The sequence below is a fragment of the Micromonospora noduli genome, assembly GCF_003264365.1.
Taxonomy (GTDB): domain Bacteria; phylum Actinomycetota; class Actinomycetes; order Mycobacteriales; family Micromonosporaceae; genus Micromonospora; species Micromonospora noduli.
Genome location: NZ_PYAK01000089.1, coordinates 1 through 17,017 on the forward strand (window position 1 = coordinate 1; position 17,017 = coordinate 17,017).

At 73.5% G+C, this 17,017-nt stretch carries 13 protein-coding genes; 2 read left to right on the plus strand and 11 right to left on the minus strand.

What is annotated here, in order from left to right; all coding sequences use genetic code 11:
* Positions 1-233 precede the first annotated feature (233 nt).
* The 3 genes from GUI43_RS31530 to recN all read right to left on the minus strand — a co-directional run bounded on the left by GUI43_RS31530 (position 234) and on the right by recN (position 4,258).
* Positions 234-1,175, minus strand: coding sequence for a copper transporter (locus GUI43_RS31530; RefSeq protein ID WP_112584269.1), 942 nt, complete (start codon positions 1,173-1,175; stop codon positions 234-236).
* A 27-nt stretch (positions 1,176-1,202) separates the two neighbouring features.
* Entirely contained in the window at positions 1,203-2,381 is a 1,179-nt protein-coding gene (gene steA, locus GUI43_RS31535; protein WP_112584268.1) for a putative cytokinetic ring protein SteA, read from the minus strand.
* A gap of 119 nt (positions 2,382-2,500) precedes the next feature.
* A complete protein-coding gene (gene recN, locus GUI43_RS31540) occupies positions 2,501-4,258 on the minus strand; it encodes a DNA repair protein RecN (protein WP_112700463.1) in 1,758 nt (585 codons plus the stop codon).
* Positions 4,259-4,347: 89 nt separating this feature from the next.
* On the opposite strand from recN, the gene GUI43_RS31545 reads away from it, so the two are divergent.
* Positions 4,348-5,367, plus strand: a complete 1,020-nt coding sequence (locus tag GUI43_RS31545; RefSeq protein ID WP_112601172.1) for a helix-turn-helix domain-containing protein — start codon at positions 4,348-4,350, stop codon at positions 5,365-5,367.
* 79 nt (positions 5,368-5,446) lie between these two features.
* Here GUI43_RS31545 and GUI43_RS31550 read toward each other — a convergent pair whose 3' ends face one another.
* The 5 genes from GUI43_RS31550 to GUI43_RS31575 form a co-directional block, all read right to left on the minus strand.
* Positions 5,447-9,163, minus strand: coding sequence for a S8 family serine peptidase (locus GUI43_RS31550; RefSeq protein WP_112700458.1), 3,717 nt, complete (start codon positions 9,161-9,163; stop codon positions 5,447-5,449).
* Positions 9,164-9,321: 158 nt separating this feature from the next.
* Entirely contained in the window at positions 9,322-10,206 is an 885-nt protein-coding gene (locus GUI43_RS31555; RefSeq protein WP_091407282.1) for an NAD kinase, read from the minus strand.
* Positions 10,207-10,315: 109 nt separating this feature from the next.
* Positions 10,316-11,176, minus strand: a complete 861-nt coding sequence (locus tag GUI43_RS31560) for a TlyA family RNA methyltransferase (protein ID WP_112700459.1) — start codon at positions 11,174-11,176, stop codon at positions 10,316-10,318.
* Between the two features lie 38 nt (positions 11,177-11,214).
* On the minus strand, positions 11,215-11,490 hold the full coding sequence (locus tag GUI43_RS31565) for a hypothetical protein (protein ID WP_249037903.1): 276 nt from the start codon (positions 11,488-11,490) through the stop codon (positions 11,215-11,217).
* The gene (locus GUI43_RS31575; protein WP_112700461.1) at positions 11,487-12,077 is read right to left on the minus strand and encodes a phasin family protein; all 591 of its coding nucleotides are present in this window, start codon (positions 12,075-12,077) and stop codon (positions 11,487-11,489) included. The genes GUI43_RS31565 and GUI43_RS31575 overlap by 4 nt, the downstream gene beginning before the upstream one ends.
* A 110-nt stretch (positions 12,078-12,187) precedes the next feature.
* Between GUI43_RS31575 and GUI43_RS31580 the strand changes: the two genes are divergently transcribed.
* Positions 12,188-12,526 carry an SCP2 sterol-binding domain-containing protein gene (locus tag GUI43_RS31580; RefSeq protein ID WP_088947517.1) on the plus strand — a complete coding sequence of 113 codons (339 nt, stop codon included), beginning with the start codon at positions 12,188-12,190 and terminating at the stop codon, positions 12,524-12,526.
* A 12-nt stretch (positions 12,527-12,538) separates the two neighbouring features.
* On the opposite strand, the gene GUI43_RS31585 is transcribed toward GUI43_RS31580, so the two are convergent.
* From GUI43_RS31585 to GUI43_RS34110, 3 genes are read right to left on the minus strand one after another with little or no spacing between them, the layout of a single operon-like run.
* A complete protein-coding gene (locus GUI43_RS31585; RefSeq protein ID WP_112584262.1) occupies positions 12,539-13,570 on the minus strand; it encodes an HAD-IIA family hydrolase in 1,032 nt (343 codons plus the stop codon).
* Complete coding sequence (locus GUI43_RS31590; RefSeq protein ID WP_249037904.1) at positions 13,567-14,583, minus strand: tetratricopeptide repeat protein; 1,017 nt, start codon at positions 14,581-14,583, stop codon at positions 13,567-13,569. The genes GUI43_RS31585 and GUI43_RS31590 overlap by 4 nt, the downstream gene beginning before the upstream one ends.
* Before the next feature lie 20 nt (positions 14,584-14,603).
* Entirely contained in the window at positions 14,604-16,424 is a 1,821-nt protein-coding gene (locus GUI43_RS34110; protein ID WP_170158811.1) for a hypothetical protein, read from the minus strand.
* Positions 16,425-17,017: the final 593 nt, after the last annotated feature.

The following is a 17,017-nucleotide window of genomic DNA, read 5'->3' on the forward strand; positions in this document are numbered from 1 at the left end:
CCGCGCCGGCGGCGAGCGCCGGCCCGGCGGCCAGGCTCACCGTGCGGCCACGGAAGTTGGTGCGCTCCAACGCGGGCCCAGCCGGCGAGGTGCGCGCCTCACGCAGCGCGTAGCGGGCCGCCGCGGCGCCCGCGCCGGCGATCAACAGCCGGCCCAGGGTGCTCACGCCGTCACCTCGCTGGCTCGGTCACGCGCCACCTGGTCGGATCCGGACACGGGGGTACGTCGTTCGCTCACTGGGGCAGTCTAGGCAGCAGCGACGCGGCGTTGTCGCCGACGCCGTACTGCCCGGCCTTCTTCTCGGTGAGTTGCTGCACCAGAGCGAGGGTCGTGACCACCTGGCCCTGCACGGTGTTTGCGTTGTCGACCGTGGAGATGGTCTGGGCGAGCACCGGGTCGCCGCGCACCACGCCGACCAGGTTGCCGCCGACGGAACCGTTGCCGGCCACCACGATCGCCCCGGTGCGGTCGAACTGCTCGGCGATCTTGACCACCGACTCGTCCCGCTTGTCGGAGTCCTTGTCGACGTACGGCTGACCGCTGACCACGACGACCGCCTCCGCCGAGGCGGTGACCTTGTTGCTGTCGGTGGTCAGGTAGCCGGCGTTGTTGTAGGCGGCGAGCACCGCCCGCCGGTCGGCGTCACTGACCGGCGCGACGCCCTGGGGCCGGTCCAGCAGGACGCTGGCCAGCAGCGCGCTGGAGGTCTCCACGCCGTGCCCGTTGCCCGGCAGGCCGGTGGTCTGCGCGGTCGGGCGGGCGGCGGTGACGGCCAACTCCAGCAGGTTGGAGTTGTTGTCCGGGTTGATGAACTTGTCCTGCAGGTCGACCTGGCCGGTGATGGTGGCTCCGGCCTGCTGGAGCTTCTTGAGCACGCTCTCGGTGTGGTCGCGGCCGTTGGGCAGGCTGAGAACCGCGACCCGACGGGCGGTGAGGGTGCCGGGCAGGAGAATCTGGGAGGTCTCCTCGGCGAACTCCTCTTCCAGCGCGAGTTGCTTCTCCATGTTGCTGACCGTCTGACGCCACTGCTGGTTGTCCTTGCGTAGCCCGGTGACCTGCTCCTTGAGCGAGTCGGCGACCGGGCCGTTGAGGGCGGCTGTGCCGACCACCAGGCCGATCGCCAGAGCCAGGAAGACCGCGGTGAGGGACACCACGTGGTAGCGGAAGTTGATCACGCTTGCAGCCTCTTGATCGGTCGGGAACTAGAAAAGCCGGTACAGCTGGAACACGAAATTGTCCCACCACTCGGCGACCACGCCCAGGTACGCCTTCCCGACTGTCGACACGGCCACCGCGGACGCCATCGCCGCGATCGCCGACAGCACCAGCAGCAGCAGCGACGAGCCGGAGATGCTCTGCCGGTAGAGCCGGCTCACCCCCTTGGCGTCGACCAGCTTGCCGCCGACCTTCAGCCGGGTCAGGAACGTCGAGGCCATCCCGCCGCGGCCCTTATCGAGGAACTCGACGAGGGTGGCGTGGGTGCCGACCGCGACCAGCAGCGAGGCGCCCTTCTCGTCGGCGAGAAGCATGGCCAGGTCCTCGCTGGTCGCCGCGGCCGGGAAGGTGATCGCCGGCACACCGAGGCCGTTGACCCGGGGCAGGCCGGGGGCGCGCCCGTCCGGGTACGCGTGCACGATCACCTCGGCGCCGCAGCGCAGCACGTCGTCGGTGACCGAATCCATGTCGCCGATGATCATGTCGGGGGTGTAGCCGGCCTCGACCAGGGCGTCCGCGCCGCCGTCAACGCCGATGAGCACCGGCTTGAACTCCCGGATGTACGGGCGCAGCACGTCCAGGTCGGCCTTGTAGTCGTAGCCGCGCACCACGATCAGGCAGTGCCGACCCTGCATCTGGGTCTCGATGTCCGGCACTCCGACACCGTCGAGCAGCAGGTCGCGTTCCTGGCGCAGGTAGTCCATCGTGTTGGCGGCGAACGCCTCCAACTGCACCGACAGACCCTCCCGGGCGTCCGCCATCGCCTTGCCGACCGACTCGGCGTCCTGAAGGTTGCCGTGGGCCACCGGCTCGTCACCGGCGAAGACCGTGTTGCCCTCGATGCGCACCTGGTCGCCCTCGCGGATGCGCTCGAAGACGCCCTCCCCCAGGTCGTCGAGGAGCGGAATGCCGGCGGCGATCAACACCTCCGGGCCGAGGTTCGGGTAACGGCCGGAGACCGAGGGCTTGGCGTTGAGCACCGCCGCGACCCCGACGGCGACGAGCGAGTCGGCCGCCACCCGGTCCAGGTCGACGTGGTCGATGACCGCGATGTCACCGGGGCGCAGCCGACCGACCAGGCGTTTCGTCCGGCGATCAAGGCGCGCGGTGCCGAGGACTCTGCCCGGTTCGGAGTTCCGGTTCCGGCGCAACGTGGGTAGACGCATCGTGACCATCCTGGCATGTGAGGCAGGCTTTTCTGTCGCGACATGCCTGAGCAGGGCCGCCTACCCAGGGAAGCACACACCGGCACAAGCCGGTGTGCTTGCGCTCACAATACGCGGCGTCACAACCGCCTTTCCTTGGCGGCCACTGCCAAAAGCTCCTCGGCGTGGGCGATACCCAGATCTGAATCGGGCAAACCCGCCAGCATGCGCGCCAACTCCCGCGCCCGCTCGGTGTCCTCCACCACCCGCACGCCGCTGGTCGTCACCGCGCCGCCGGTGTCCTTCGCCACCACCAGGTGCCGGTCGGCGAACGCGGCCACCTGCGGCAGGTGCGTGACCACCAGCACCTGGTGACTGCGGGCCAGCCGGGCCAACCGGCGGCCGATCTCCACCGCCGCCTGCCCACCGACCCCCGCGTCGACCTCGTCGAAGACCAACGTGGGCGGGCCACCGGAGCCGGCGAACACGACCTCGATGGCGAGCATCACCCGGGACAGCTCACCGCCGGAGGCACCGCGCTGCAACGGCAGCGACGGCGCACCCGGGTGGGCCAGCAACCGCAGCTCCACCTCGTCACCGCCGTCCGAAGTGACACCCACCTCGACGCCGTTGACCGCAAGCGTCGGCTCGGCACGCCCGACCGGACGGGGCAGCACCGCCACCTCGATCCGCGCGTGCGGCATCGCCAGCCCGGCCAGCTCGACGGTGACCTGGTCGGCGAAGCGGACCGCCGCCTCCTGCCGGGAGGTGGACACCCGCCCGGCCAGGTCGGCCACCTCGACGGCGAGCCGCTGGCCCTCCCTCTCCAACTCGTCGAGCACGTCGTCGGACATGTCCAGGTCGGACAGTCGGGTGCGCGCCCGATCGGCCCAGGCGATCACCCCGTCGACGTCGTCGGCGTACTTGCGGGTCAACGCGCGCAGCGCCGCCCGCCGCTCGTAGACGTGCTGCAACCGGGCCGGGTCCGCGTCCAGCGTCGCCAGGTACGCCGACAGCTCCGCGGACACGTCGGTGACCAGCGTGGCCGCCTCCTCCAGGCGGGCCGCCAGCTCACCGAGCGCCGGGTCGGTGCCGGACTGCGCCTCCAGGGTCCGCCGGGCGGTGCCGAGCAGCGCCGCCGCGTCCGGGGTCTCCTCGGCGGCCTCCGCGCCACCGGCCACGCACTGCTGGGCGATCTGCGCGGCCGTCCGCAGGCCCTCCGCGTGCTCCAGCCGCTGCGCCTCGGTCTTCAGCTCGTCGTCCTCACCGGGCTGCGGATCGACCCGGGTGATCTCGTCGAGGCCCAACCGCAGCAAGTCGGCCTCCTGGTTGCGCTCGCGGGCGTTGCGCCGACGGTCGGCCAGGTCGTCGACGACCCGACGCCACCCCGTGTACGCCTCACGCAGCGCGTCGAGCAGCTTCTCGTGCGCAGGGCCGGCGAACCGGTCCAGTGCGGCCCGCTGCTCCGCCGGACGCAGCAGCCGCAGCTGGTCGGACTGGCCGTGCACGGCGACCGCCTGCTCGCCGACCTCACCGAGCATCGACACCGGCATGCTCCGGCCGCCGACGTGGGCGCGTGAGCGCCCCTCCACCGTCACCGTGCGGCTCAGCAGCACCGAGCCGTCCTCGTCGGGTTCGCCGCCGGCCTCGATGATCCGCGCGTGCACGGCGTCGGCGACCCGCCCGTGCAGCCGCAGCCGCCCCTCCACCACCGCACGGCCGGGTTGGGCGCGGACCCGCCCGGCGTCGGCCCGGCCGCCGAAGAGCAGGCCGAGGCCGGTGACCACCATCGTCTTGCCCGCACCGGTCTCGCCGGTGATGACGTTCATGCCGCCGGTCAACGGCAGCGTGGTGTCTTCGATGACGCCCAGTCCGGTGATGCGCAGCTCTTCCAGCACAGCCACCGACAGTAGACGCGAGGCCCGACAATTGACCAGCCGACGGGCCCGGGTACGGCCCGTACCCGGCCGACGTACAGTTCTGCCCCGTGTTGGACGTGATCGGCCTGACCTCGGCTGAGGAGGAGCTCTACCGCTGCCTGCTCCAGCTCACCACGGCCCGCATCGACGAGTTGGCCAGTCGCCTGCACCGGCCCCGGGAGCAGGTCGTCGCCCAGGTCGAGGCGCTGCGTGGCAAGGGCCTCGTGCAGCGCAGCGACAACGACCCGGACGCCCCGCTGCGCCCGACCGCCCCGGACGTCGCCCTCGGCGGGACGCTGCTGCGACGTCAGGAGGACCTGGAGTCGGCCCGCCGACTGGTCACCCAACTGGCCGAGGAGTACCGCTCCGGGCTGCGCCGACACCACGTCGACCACCTGGTCGAGGTGATCACCGGCGCCCGGGTGCTTCGGGACCGCCTGCGCGACCTGCAGAACTCGGCGCGTACCGAGGTGCTCTGGTTCTGCCGGGCCAATCCCCTCGCCATGGCCGGCCCGGAGAATGTCGAGGAGTTCGACGCGCTGGCCCGTGGGGTGAGCTACCGGGCCATCTACGAGCGTGACCTGCTGCTGGAGCCGGGCGCGTTGGCCGACCTGGCCAAGGGGGTCGCCGCCGGGGAGCAGGCCCGCGTCCTGGACCGGCTGCCGGTCCGACTGGCCATCGTGGACGCCCGCACGGCCATCTGCCCGTTGGTGCCCGACCGCGACGGCGGCGAACCGAGCGCCGCCGTGATCGGCCGCAGTCAACTGCTCGACGCGCTGCTCGCCCTCTTCGAGAGCCACTGGCGGGTGGCCACCCGGCTGCGCCTCGACGACCCCCTCGCCGTCACGGCCCCCGAGGCTCGACGGCCGGAGCCCGCCGACCAGCCGGGCGACGGGTACCAACCCGACGCCGACGAGGCCCGGCTGCTGTCGCTGTTCGTGGCGGGCGTACCGGACAAGTCCATCGCCTCCCAGCTCGGGGTCAGCCGGCGGACCGTGCAACGGCGGATCGCCGACCTGATGGCCGCCGCTGGCGTGGACACCCGGCCCGGGTTGGCGTTCCAGGTGGCCCGACGCGGCTGGCTCTGACGCGTGAGGGTCCGCCGTCGACCGACGGCGGACCCTCACCCGGCGGGGCGGGACGGCCAGGCCGCCCCGCCCCGCCCGATCAGCGCAGCCCGTACGCCTGCAGCACCGTCTGGTCGACGGTGTTCCCGGCCCGGTCGGCGGCGTGCACCCGCAGCGACACCGTTCCGCGTCCCGCCGGCACTGTCGCGGTGTACCGGGTGCCCGACCCAGTGGTCGGCGCGTTGCGCCAGGTGACGCCCCCGTCGAAGGAGACCTGCACCCGGACGCCGGCACCGGTCGGCGCCGGCACCCCGGTCGGCTGCCGCAGGGTCAGCCCCAGCTGGTGCGGCCGGTTGCCGCGTACCGTGCCGCGCAGGTCGGCCGGCACCCGGTAGTCCACCTGGAGCAGCGACAACGCCTTGGCGGCGTCGCCCGCCGGTCGGGCCGAGGTGAACTCCCAGGCCGTGTCGGTCCGCGTGCCGTAACGCCACTCGGCCGAGGACCGCTGGGTGGTCACGTCCAGGCGGTAGCGGGCGGCCCCGGCGGTCGTGGGCACCGACGCCCAGCCCTCGGAGAGGTCCGCGATCTGCTGCCCGTTGCGGCTGACCCGCGCCGTGACGGTGTCCGACTCCTCGCTCTCGCCGGCCACGCTGTAGTGCCCCTCGGCGTCGACGAACTCGGGCACCCGCAACTCCAGGTTGTCACCGGTGCGGGTGGGCACCGGCGCCCCGCTGGCCGGGACGGCCGGACGGAGCACCGGCGCGTGCCAGGTCTCGGTCACCCGGTCGTCGGCGGCGTAACGCCGGGGCTGCTGGGTCAGGCCACCGGCCAGCTGCCCCCACTGCATGAACATCTGCTTGTGCAGCACCCGTTGCTGCCACCAGGAGTCCCCGGCGCTGACGAACTCCTGCCGGGTGGTGCCGTTGCGGACCATGCGCTGGTCGTCGTTCCAGGCGTACTCCTGCCACGGACGCCAGCCGAACCGCTCCTCGGTGGCCCAGCCCGCACCCATGTCGCCGTAGCTCGCTGTCACCTCGGCGGTGTTCCTGGCGGTCACCGTGTGCACGACACGCTCCGGCACCCGACCCTTCGACACCTGCCACACGTCGTACAGGTAGGGGCTGTCCACGGTCAGCGTCAGGTCCAGCGTCGCCCGACCCTTGCGCGCCGCCGCGATCAGCCGCTGCCCGTCGTCGTACGCGACCACCATCGACGGGATCGGCAGCCGTTCTCCGGTGGGCCGCCAGACCGTCCACGCGCTCTGGTCCTCCGGCCGGACGATCAGCACCGCGGCGGCGCCGGCTGCCGCGGCGGCGGCCACCTGCTCCTCCTCCGAGCGGTTCGGGTCGGCGCCGAGCAGCACGGCGGCGCCCCGCACCCGGGTCAGCTCGGCGGGGGTGCCGGTGCCGGCCCAGACCAGCGGCAGCTTCCGCCGACCGGTCGGCGCCGGCGACGTGCCCAGCAGGTTGATGTCCGACGGACCGGACACCCCGCTGATCGTCGCGTCCACCATGGGCGCGACGAGCTGCCACCGGGACGCGAACTCGAACTCGCCCTGGCGCACCTGGCGGGTCGGCGTGACGTTGACCTGCTGAACGGTGCTGTAGGCCATCACGCCGTGGTCGATCTGCCGGCCGTTGCCCAGCACCCGGTGCACGTAGTAGCTGAGCGTGGCCTGCTGCTCGCTGGGCTTCGGCGTCTCGATCCGCACCGGCGTGCCCTTGCGCGCGTCGAGCACCACGGTCAGGTCCCGGTCGACGGTCACCTCTGGCTCGATGATCTGGGTCATCTGCTCGTCCAGGGGGACGCCGTGCGTCATCAGCGCGGTCAGCACGTACGTGCCCTCCTCGACCTCCAGGGTGCCCTCGCCACCCCACATGCCCCAGAAGTCCGACTCGGGCTGCTCACCGAAGACGGTCAACCCCGGCGAGAGGCCCGGCTGACCCTGCCGGTCCAGCAGCTTGATGGTGAGTTGGTGGACGGGACCGCTGACGGTGAGCCCGACCGGGGTGCGTACCGCGACGCCGTCCGTGCCTGTCGCCACCAGCCAGCCACCATGTGGGCCCCGGCCCAGCTTCGCCGGGTCGGCGCGCAGCGGCACGGCCACGCTGCCGCCCGCCGGCACTGTCACCTCGGAGCCGACGGCGACCCCGTCGGGCTCTGCCACGCCGGTGTCCACGTTGCGCAGTTCCAGGGCCAGTCGCAGGGTCTGCGTGGCCTGCGTGCCGTTGGTGTACGTCACGGTCCGCTCGACCGCCGCACCGCCGGTGGAGATCCGGCCGAAGTCTGCGGTGGCCGAGGCGTACACCTTCTGGCCGAGCGCCCGCGCCACGTCGACCCGACCGCCGCCCTGCTCGAAGACGGTCAGCGCCGGGTTCGCCTTCGTGGTGCTGACCAGCGCGTCCTTGAGCTTCGCGGCGGCCCAGTCGGGGTGTTCCTGGGCGAGGATCGCCGCCGCTCCGGCCACGTGCGGAGTGGCCATCGAGGTGCCGGACGCGCTCGTGTACGCGTCGTCCACCGGCGTACCCATGGCGGTGCCGGCGGCCCGGGCGGCGACGATGCCGACGCCCGGCGCGGTGATCTCGGGCTTGAGGCCGTTGTCGCCGAGGCGCGGGCCCCGGCTGGAGAACTCCGCCAGGTTGTCGGCACGGTCCACCGCGCCGACGGTGAGCGCCGCCGCGGCCGCGCCGGGCGCGCCGACGGTACGCGCGGCGCCCGAGTTGCCGGCGGCGACCACGAACAGCGCGCCGGTCTCGGCGGTCAGGTCGTTCACCGCCTGGCTCATCGGGTCGGTGCCGTCGGTGGGGTCGCCGCCGAGGCTCATGCTGACCACCTTCGCGCCGGAGTGGGCGGCCCACTCCATGCCCGCGATGATGGACGAGCTGTAGCCGGAGCCACCGTCGTCGAGCACCTTGCCGACCAGCAACTGCGCGCCCGGGGCGACGCCCTTGCGTAGCCCGTCGGACGCCGCACCGCTGCCAGCGATGGTGGCGGCCACGTGGGTGCCGTGGCCGTGCCCGTCGCGGGCGCTGCCGCTGCCGGAGAAGTCCTGCGCCTCGGCGATCCGACCGGCCAGGTCGGGGTGGGTGGCGTCGACACCGGTGTCGAGCACCGCCACCTTCACGCCGGCACCGTCGCGCCCGGCCGCCCAGGCCGTCGGGGCGCCGATCTGCGGCACGCTGTGCTCCAGCGCCGGGCGGACTCGCCCGTCCAACCAGATACGGGCGATGCCAGCACCCAGCCGGGGCGCGGCGGCAGTCGTGGTCCGGCTGGCCGGCGTACCGGCGAGCGTGGTCCACAGATCGCTGAGGGCCCCCTTGCCGACCCGCAGCGCCGCGCCGTTGATGCTCTCCAGCGGCCGGGCATCGGTGGCACCGGCAAGCGGCTTGACCCGCCCGGCCGCCTGCTCCTGGTAGCGCACGATCAGTGGCAACGCGCCCTGCGCGGCGTCGCCGTATCCGTCGGCGGCCAACTCCTGCACGTCGAACAGGTTGGCGTCGAGGACCCCGCTCGAAACGTAGGGCAGGGCGTCGCTGGGCAGCACCCGCAGCCGGCCGTCGACCTCCAGGGTCTGGAAGATGACGCGCTCGCGCCCGGGTCCCGGGCGGACAGTGGCGGCGACCCGGCCCGGCGCCGCGGGCGCGAGCTCGACCTGGTCGCCGGTGATCAGGGTGATGCGGACGGGTGCGTGCTGGGCGGGCGTGCCCGACGTCGGGCCGGTGGGCCGGGCGGGCGGGTCGGCGGACGCCGGTGCGGCGACTCCGACCACCAACGCGCCGACCGCGCCGACGGCGAGCCAGCGTGGGGACCAGTGCATGCGATGTGCTCCTCTACTCCTCCAGGCCCGCCATCCGTAGATGAGGGCCGATCGGAGTCTGCGTCGGAGCGTGTCACCAGGTCACTAGTCGCCCGCCGCCGCAGCGGCGACATGTCGTCAGGTGGACAACTGACATCCACCGACCGTGTGCGCCACGGTCACCGGCGGCTGCCACGCCAACCGTGCACGGGAAGGCCGAACTTGGCCACCAGCCGGTCGGTGAACGGGCGGGGCCGCAGCCGCACGATGCGTACCGGCAGGGCGCCTCGACGCACCGTCACCCGCGCGCCGGGCGGCAGGTCGTAGACGCGCCGGCCGTCGCAGGAGAGCACGGCGAGGGTGGTGAACGGGTCGACGGTGATCACGAAGGTGGACGTCGGGGCCGTGACCAACGGGCGGCTGAACAACGCGTGCGCGCTGATCGGCACCAGCAGCAGCGCCTCCACCTCCGGCCAGACCACCGGCCCGCCACCGGAGAACGCGTACGCGGTGGAACCGGTGGGGGTGGCGCAGACGACACCGTCGCAGCCGTAACGCGACAGCGGCCGGCCGTCCACGTCGACGAGCAGCTCGAGCATCTGGGCCCGCTCGCCCTTCTCGATGCTGATCTCGTTGAGCGCCCAGGACTCGATGGTCGGCCCACCGTCGAACTCGGCCGTGACGTCCAGGGTCAGCCGCTCGTCGACCGTGTAGTTGCGGCCGACGACGTCCCGGACGGCCGTGTCCAGGTCGTCGATCTCCGCCTCCGCCAGGAAGCCCACCTTGCCGAGGTTGATGCCGAGCAGCGGCGCCTTCGCGGGCCGGGCCAGCTCGGCGGCGCGCAGGAAGGTGCCGTCCCCACCGAGCGCGAAGACGATCTCGGCGCCCTCGGCGGCCTGCGGGCCGGCGACCGGCACCACGCCGGGCAGGTCGAGGTCGTCGGCCTCGTCGGCGACCACCCGTACCTCGAAACCGGCGTCGATCAGGTCGGCGGCGACCGACCGGGCGTGCTCCGTGCTGCGCCGACGGCCGGTGTGGGTCACCAGCAGCGCGGTCCGGCTCATCGGGCCGCCCGCCCACGCCGGACCGGGCGGCGTCGCGCCACCGGCGCCGTCGCCTCGGCACGGCCGCGTGTCACCGCGCGACCCGTTGCGCCACCCTCACTGCGCGCATTCACCCTGCGACCTCCTCCGCCGCCACGTCCGGCACCCCGCCGGCCGTCGTCGAGCCGTCCGGCCCGGCCGCCACCACGGCCCGCACCCGCTCCGGGTCGGCCGCTGGTGCGCCCCGGCGCAACCATACGAAGAACTCCACGTTGCCGCTCGGCCCGGGCAGCGGGCTGGCCGCCACGTCGGCCAGTCCGAGGCCGAGCCGCGCGGCCGCCGCGGCCACGTCCAGCACCGCTTCGGCGCGCAGCTCCGGATCGCGGACCACACCGCCGGCGCCGACCCGGTCCTTGCCGACCTCGAACTGCGGCTTGACCATCAGTGCCAGGTCGCCGTCGTGGCGGGTGCAGCCGGCCAGCGCCGGCAGCACCAGTCGCAGCGAGATGAACGACAGGTCGGCCACCGTGAGGTCGACCGGGCCGCCGATCGCGTCCGCATCGAGGGTACGGACATTCGTGCGCTCCAGGACGCGGACCCGCTCGTTGGTACGCAGCGGCCAGGCGAGCTGCCCGTAGCCGACGTCCACGGCCACCACCTCGGCCGCGTCGGCGCGCAGCAGCACGTCGGTGAACCCACCGGTCGACGCTCCCGCGTCCAGGCAACGCCGCCCGGCCACGTGCAGCCCACCGGCGGCGAACGCGGCCAGCGCGCCGGCGAGCTTGTGCCCGCCCCGGGAGACGTACTCTTCAGCCGGGTCCGCACCGGTCACCAGGAGCGGGTCGGCGGGGTCGACCATCGCGGCCGCCTTGCGGGCGACCACGCCCCGCAGTTGGACTCGGCCGGCCTCCACCAACGCGGCGGCCTGCTCACGGGAGCGGGCCAGACCGCGGCGGACGAGTTCGGCGTCCAGCCGGTTACGACGTGCCATGGGTGGTTCTCCGGTCTGCTCAGGCCTGGTCGTCCCGCTCAGGTCTGGTCGATGGTGGCGAGGGTTTCCCGCAGCGTCTCGTAGGCCGCCTCGTACTGGGCGATCTGGTCGGCGGGGGCGAGCGTCGCCGCGTTTGCGATGGCCCGCACGGCGGCGTCCACCGCCGGATGCCGTGTCTCGTCGTCCCCGAGATCCGGCGGCGGCCCGGGGCGGGCACCCACCGGCGGGCCGGGCCGGGCCGGGAACGAACCGCCAGCCGGCGGACCGGGCCGGGCCGGGAACGTGCCGCCGGGCGGCGGACCGGGCCGGGTCATTCGGCGTCGTCCGGCCGCTGCCTGCGAACCGCCGCTTTCTTGGCGGGCATCACGGCCGGCGTCGGGACGTCCTCGTCGGCCGTCCGGCTGATCGTCGCCGGCGGCTTCTTGGCGATGGCCTTCTTGGCGACCGCCTTCTTCGCGACGGCCTTCTTCGCCACCGGCGCGGAGACCGGGGCACCGGCCGAGGCGTCGGACGGCACGAGAGCGGTGCCGGGCTGCGCGGCGACGGTCGGGTCAGGTTGTGGCATGGGGCCAGCGGTCGGCGCGTCGGCCGACTCGGCGGACCGCGCCTCCCGCAGCTGCCGTTCCAGGTCGTGCACCCGCCGGGTCAGCTCGGCCACCTCGTCGGCGGTGGCCAGACCGACCGCGCCGAGGGCCCGGTCGACCTCGAAGCGGACCAGCTTGGTCAGCGCCTCCCGGTTGGCGGCGCCGGTGGTGACCAGTTCCTCGCCGAGGGCCTGGAGTTGGGCGGCGGTCGCGCCGCCGGAGCCGACGAGGCGACGTGCCACGTCCTGGGCCTTCTTCCGGGGCGCCTCCGCAAGGCCCATGGCCAGCTCGAGGTAGGCGCGCCACGCGTCCTGCATGCCTGAGTCCTTCCACGGGGCGGGGTGTGCAGGTGTCACGCTACCGGGCACCCCGGACCGACCCGTGCGGTACGGTGCCGAGGACGGCGTGGCGATCACAAGGGGGAGATGTGGCCAGCGTGGACGAGTGCCGGCAGGCGTTGCAGGAGCTGGCCGCCCGGTTGGATCGCAACGCCGAGACGGTACGCGAACGGATCGACCTGGACCGGACGCTGGCCTGCCGGATCACCGACCTGGACACCGCGTTCCACGGCCGGATCACCGGCGGCCGACTGGTCGAGCTGACCGACGGCGACGACCCCAAGGCCAAGATCGCGCTGAGCACGTCCAGCGACGACCTGCTCGCCCTGGTCCGGGGCGACCTGGACGTCACCAGCGCGGTGACGTCCCGCCGGGTGTCGATCAAGGCCAACCCGTTCGACCTGCTCAAACTGCGCAAGCTGCTCTGACGGCCGCCCGGCTCACGCCGCCGCGGTCAGACCGAAACTCTCCACCGCGTGGGCCGCGTCCGGGCCCACCGGACGGATCTTCGGCAGCGCCGGCACCGACGCCGACCAGGCCACCGCGCAGAGCGCCGCCAGGGCGTCCAGTGGCCGACCGGCCCCGGCCAGCTCCAGCACGCCGTCCCGGTCGGTCACGGACCAGCCGCCGGCGTCCGCCGGGCCCGGGACCCGCACGGCGGCAGCCGGGTCGAAGAGCCCCGCCAGGTCTTTCGCGACGTACGTGGGACGTCGCCGCGGCTCGGCGGCCAGCAGCTCCGGTACGCCGCTGACGCCGGTGAGCACGAGCAGGCTGTCCAGCCCGGCCCGGCGGGCGCCCTCGATGTCGGTGTCCAGCCGGTCACCCACCACCAGGCTCCGCCCACCGCCACTGCGCTTGGCGGCGGTCTCGAACAGCGCCGGCTCCGGCTTGCCGACCACCACGTCGGGGTCCCGCTCCAGTGCCGTACGCAGCACGGCGACCAACGAACCGTTGCCGGGCAGTGGCCCCCGCCCACTGGGCAGGGTCCGATCGGTGTTGGTGGCGATCCAGATGGCACCCGCCCGCACCGCTACCGACGCTTCGGCCAGCTCGGCCCAGCCGACCTGCGGGCCGTACCCCTGCACCACCGCGGCTGGCTTCTCATCGGCCTGGGTGACCGGGTTCAGACCGACCGCGCGCAGCTCCGCGCGCAGCGCCTCCGCGCCGACCACCAGCACCGACGCGCCGACGGGCAGCCGGTCGCGCAGCAACTCGGCCGAGGCGGCCGCGGAGGTGAGGACCTCCTCCGGCCGGGCCGGCACGCCCATCCCGGTCAGCAGGTCGGCGACCTCACTGGACCGGCGGGACGCGTTGTTGGTGGCGTACGCGACCGCCCGTCCCTCGGCGTGCAGCCGGGCCACCGCATCGACGGCGCCGGGGATCGGCCGGTCGATCAGGTAGATCACGCCGTCCAGGTCGAAGACGACCAGGGTGTACCCGTCGACCAGCCGCTCCCCCACGCCCGCGCTCACCGCTGCGTCGACCCCGACTCGTCGTCCCGGGCCGGCACGGTCCCGTCGGCGTTCGCCGCGTCGCCGTGCGCCGTGTCCCCGTCGGTCACGCCGCTGTCGCCAGTGGTGGCCGCGTCGGCGTTGCCGCTCTCGGTGGGGTGACGGTCCTCGTCCTCGCCGTCGAAGCCTTCGTCGTCAGCGGGGCGGCCGACAGCGTCGTCCTCCTCGTCGTCGTCGAAGTCCTCGTCGTCGTCGTCAACGTCGCCGTCGTCATCGTCGTCGTCATCGTCGTCGTCGTCGTCATCGTCGTCATCGTCGTCGTCATCGTCGTCGTCGTCGTCATCGTCGTCGTCGTCGTTCGCCTCGCCGGCCAGGTCGGCGTCGGGTCGGGCCGGCACCGCGCCGGGAGCGCCCGGGCCCGCGGCGATCTCCTCGGCGGCCTCGTCCTCGTCGTCACCCTCGATGACAACGCCGTCGAGTTCGAGCAGCCGCTCGGCGGCGTCGGTCTCGCCCTCGGTGTCCACGTCGGCAGCGCGGGAGAACCATTCGCGGGCCTCCTCGCGCCGGCCCACCGCGAGCAGCGCGTCGGCGTACGCGTACCGCAGCCGGGCCGTCCACGGCACGGTGGCCTCGTTGGTGAGGTCCGGAACCTGGAGCATCGCGACCGCGGCGTCCTTCTGCCCGAGGTCACCCCGCGCGCCGGCGGCGACGATCAGCAGTTCGATCGCCACGGCCTGGTCCAGCTTCTCCCGGTCCGCGCCACGGAACAGGTCAATGGCCCGCTCCGGCCGGCCGAGAGCCCGCTCGCAGTCCGCGAGCACGGCCAGGTGGCTCTGCAATCCGCTCATCCGGTGGTACGTGCGCAGCTCGGCGATCGCCGACTGCCACTCCCCCGCGCGGTACGCGGCCAGGCCGACCGCCTCACGGACAGCGGAGATGCGCGACGCGAGCCGCCGGGCGGCCAGCGCGTGCGCCAACGCCTCGGCCGGGTCCTCGTCGATCAGCTGCCCAGTGGCGACCAGGTGCCGGGCCACAGTCTCGGCGACCGGCTTGTTCAGCGAGAGCAGCTCAGCGCGGACGTCCTTGTCGAGGTCGGTCGCGACAATGTCGTCCGGTAGCGCCGGGGCCGAGCTACGCCCACCCTCGGACGACTCGGAGCCACCCGTGCGGTCATCGCGACGGAACTCCCCGTCGCGGCGCGGCCGCTCGTCGGACCGGAAACCGCCGGTACGCTCTCCGCCCCGGTAACCACCCTCGCGGTCACCGCCCCGGAAACCACCCTCACGCGGGGCGCCCGAGCGCGAACCGTCCCGGTCCCCGCCCCGGAAGCCGCCTTCACGACGGTCGCCGCCCCGGAAGCCACCCTCACGGGGAGCGCCCGAGCGCGAACCGTCCCGGTCGCCGCCCCGGAAGCCACCCTCACGGGGAGCGCCCGAGCGCGAACCGTCCCGGTCGCCGCCCCGGAAGCCACCCTCACGGGGAGCGCCCGAGCGCGAACCGTCCCGGTCGCCGCCCCGGAAACCACCCTCACGACGGTCGCCGCCACGGAAGCCACCCTCGCGGTCGCCACCGCGGAAACCACCCTCACGCGGCGGGCCGGAACGAGTGCGGTCGCCGCCCTGGTAACCACCCTCACGACGGTCACCACCACGGAAACCGCCCTCGCGGTCACCACCGCGGAAACCACCCTCACGCGGAGCGCCCGAACGCGAGCCATCACGGTCGCCGCCCCGGAAACCACCCTCACGGGGAGCGCCCGAACGCGAACCGTCGCGGTCGCCGCCCCGGAAACCACCTTCACGACGGTCGCCGCCACGGAAGCCACCCTCGCGGTCGCCGCCACGGAAACCACCCTCACGCGGCGGGCCGGAACGAGTGCGGTCGCCGCCCTGGTAACCACCCTCACGACGGTCACCACCACGGAAACCGCCCTCGCGGTCACCACCGCGGAAACCACCCTCACGCGGAGCGCCCGAACGCGAGCCATCACGGTCGCCGCCCCGGAAACCACCCTCACGGGGAGCGCCCGAACGCGAACCGTCGCGGTCGCCGCCCCGGAAACCACCTTCACGACGGTCGCCGCCACGGAAGCCACCCTCGCGGTCGCCGCCACGGAAACCACCCTCACGCGGCGGGCCGGAACGAGTGCGGTCGCCGCCCTGGTAACCACCCTCACGACGGTCACCACCACGGAAACCGCCCTCGCGGTCACCACCGCGGAAACCACCCTCACGGGGAGCGCCCGAGCGCGAGCCATCACGGTCGCCGCCACGGAAGCCGCCCTCACGACGGTCGCCGCCACGGAAACCACCGTCGCGGTCACCACCCCGGAAACCACCCTCACGCGGAGCGCTGGAACGCGAACCGTCGCGGTCGCCGCCCCGGAAGCCACCCTCACGGGGAGCGCTGGAACGCGAGCCATCACGGTCGCCGCCGCGGAAGCCGCCCTCGCGGCGGTCGCCACCGCGGAAACCACCGTCGCGGTCACCACCCCGGAAGCCACCCTCACGGGGAGCACCCGAACGCGAACCGTCCCGGTCGCCGCCCCGGAAACCACCTTCACGACGGTCGCCGCCACGGAAGCCACCCTCGCGGTCGCCACCGCGGAAACCACCCTCACGCGGCAGGCCGGAACGAGTGCGGTCGCCGCCCTGGTAACCACCCTCACGACGGTCACCACCACGGAAACCACCCTCACGGTCACCACCGCGGAAACCACCCTCACGCGGAGCGCCCGAACGCGAACCGTCGCGGTCACCACCCCGGAAGCCACCCTCACGGGGAGCGCCCGAACGCGAACCGTCGCGGTCACCACCGCGGAAACCACCCTCACGGCGGTCGCCGCCACGGAAACCACCGTCGCGGTCACCGCCACGGTAGCCACCTTCGCGCGGAGCGCTGGAACGCGAACTGTCGCGGTAACCACCCTCACGGGGAGCGCCGGACCGGAACCCGCCCTCACGCGGAGCACCCGAGCGTGACCCATCACGGTCGCCGCCACGGTAGCCACCCTCACGGGGGGCACTGGAACGCGAACTGTCGCGGTCGCCGCCCCGGAAACCACCCTCACGGCGATCGCCGCCACGGTAGCCGCCCTCACGGGGGGCGCTGGAGCGCGAGCTGTCCCGGTCACCACCACGGGAGCCAGAGTCGCGGCCGCCGGCGTATCCGCCTCGGGCGCCGCCGCTGTCGCGGTCTCCCCGATACGGGGGCCGGCCTTGGTCATCGCGGCGCGGGCCGCGGTCGCTTCCGCCCGCACCGTCAGTACGGTCTTCGTAACGACGGGGACGGTCTCCGCCCTGCGGTCCTGAACTCACAGGTACATCCTTCCTGATTGCGCCACCAATGGCGCTACGCAGTCGAGGGCCGACCCTGATGGGGCGGCCCTCGACTGGAAGATTGTCCGGCGGCGTCCTACTCTCCCACACCCTCACGAGTGCAGTACCATCGGCGCTGGAGGGCTTAGCT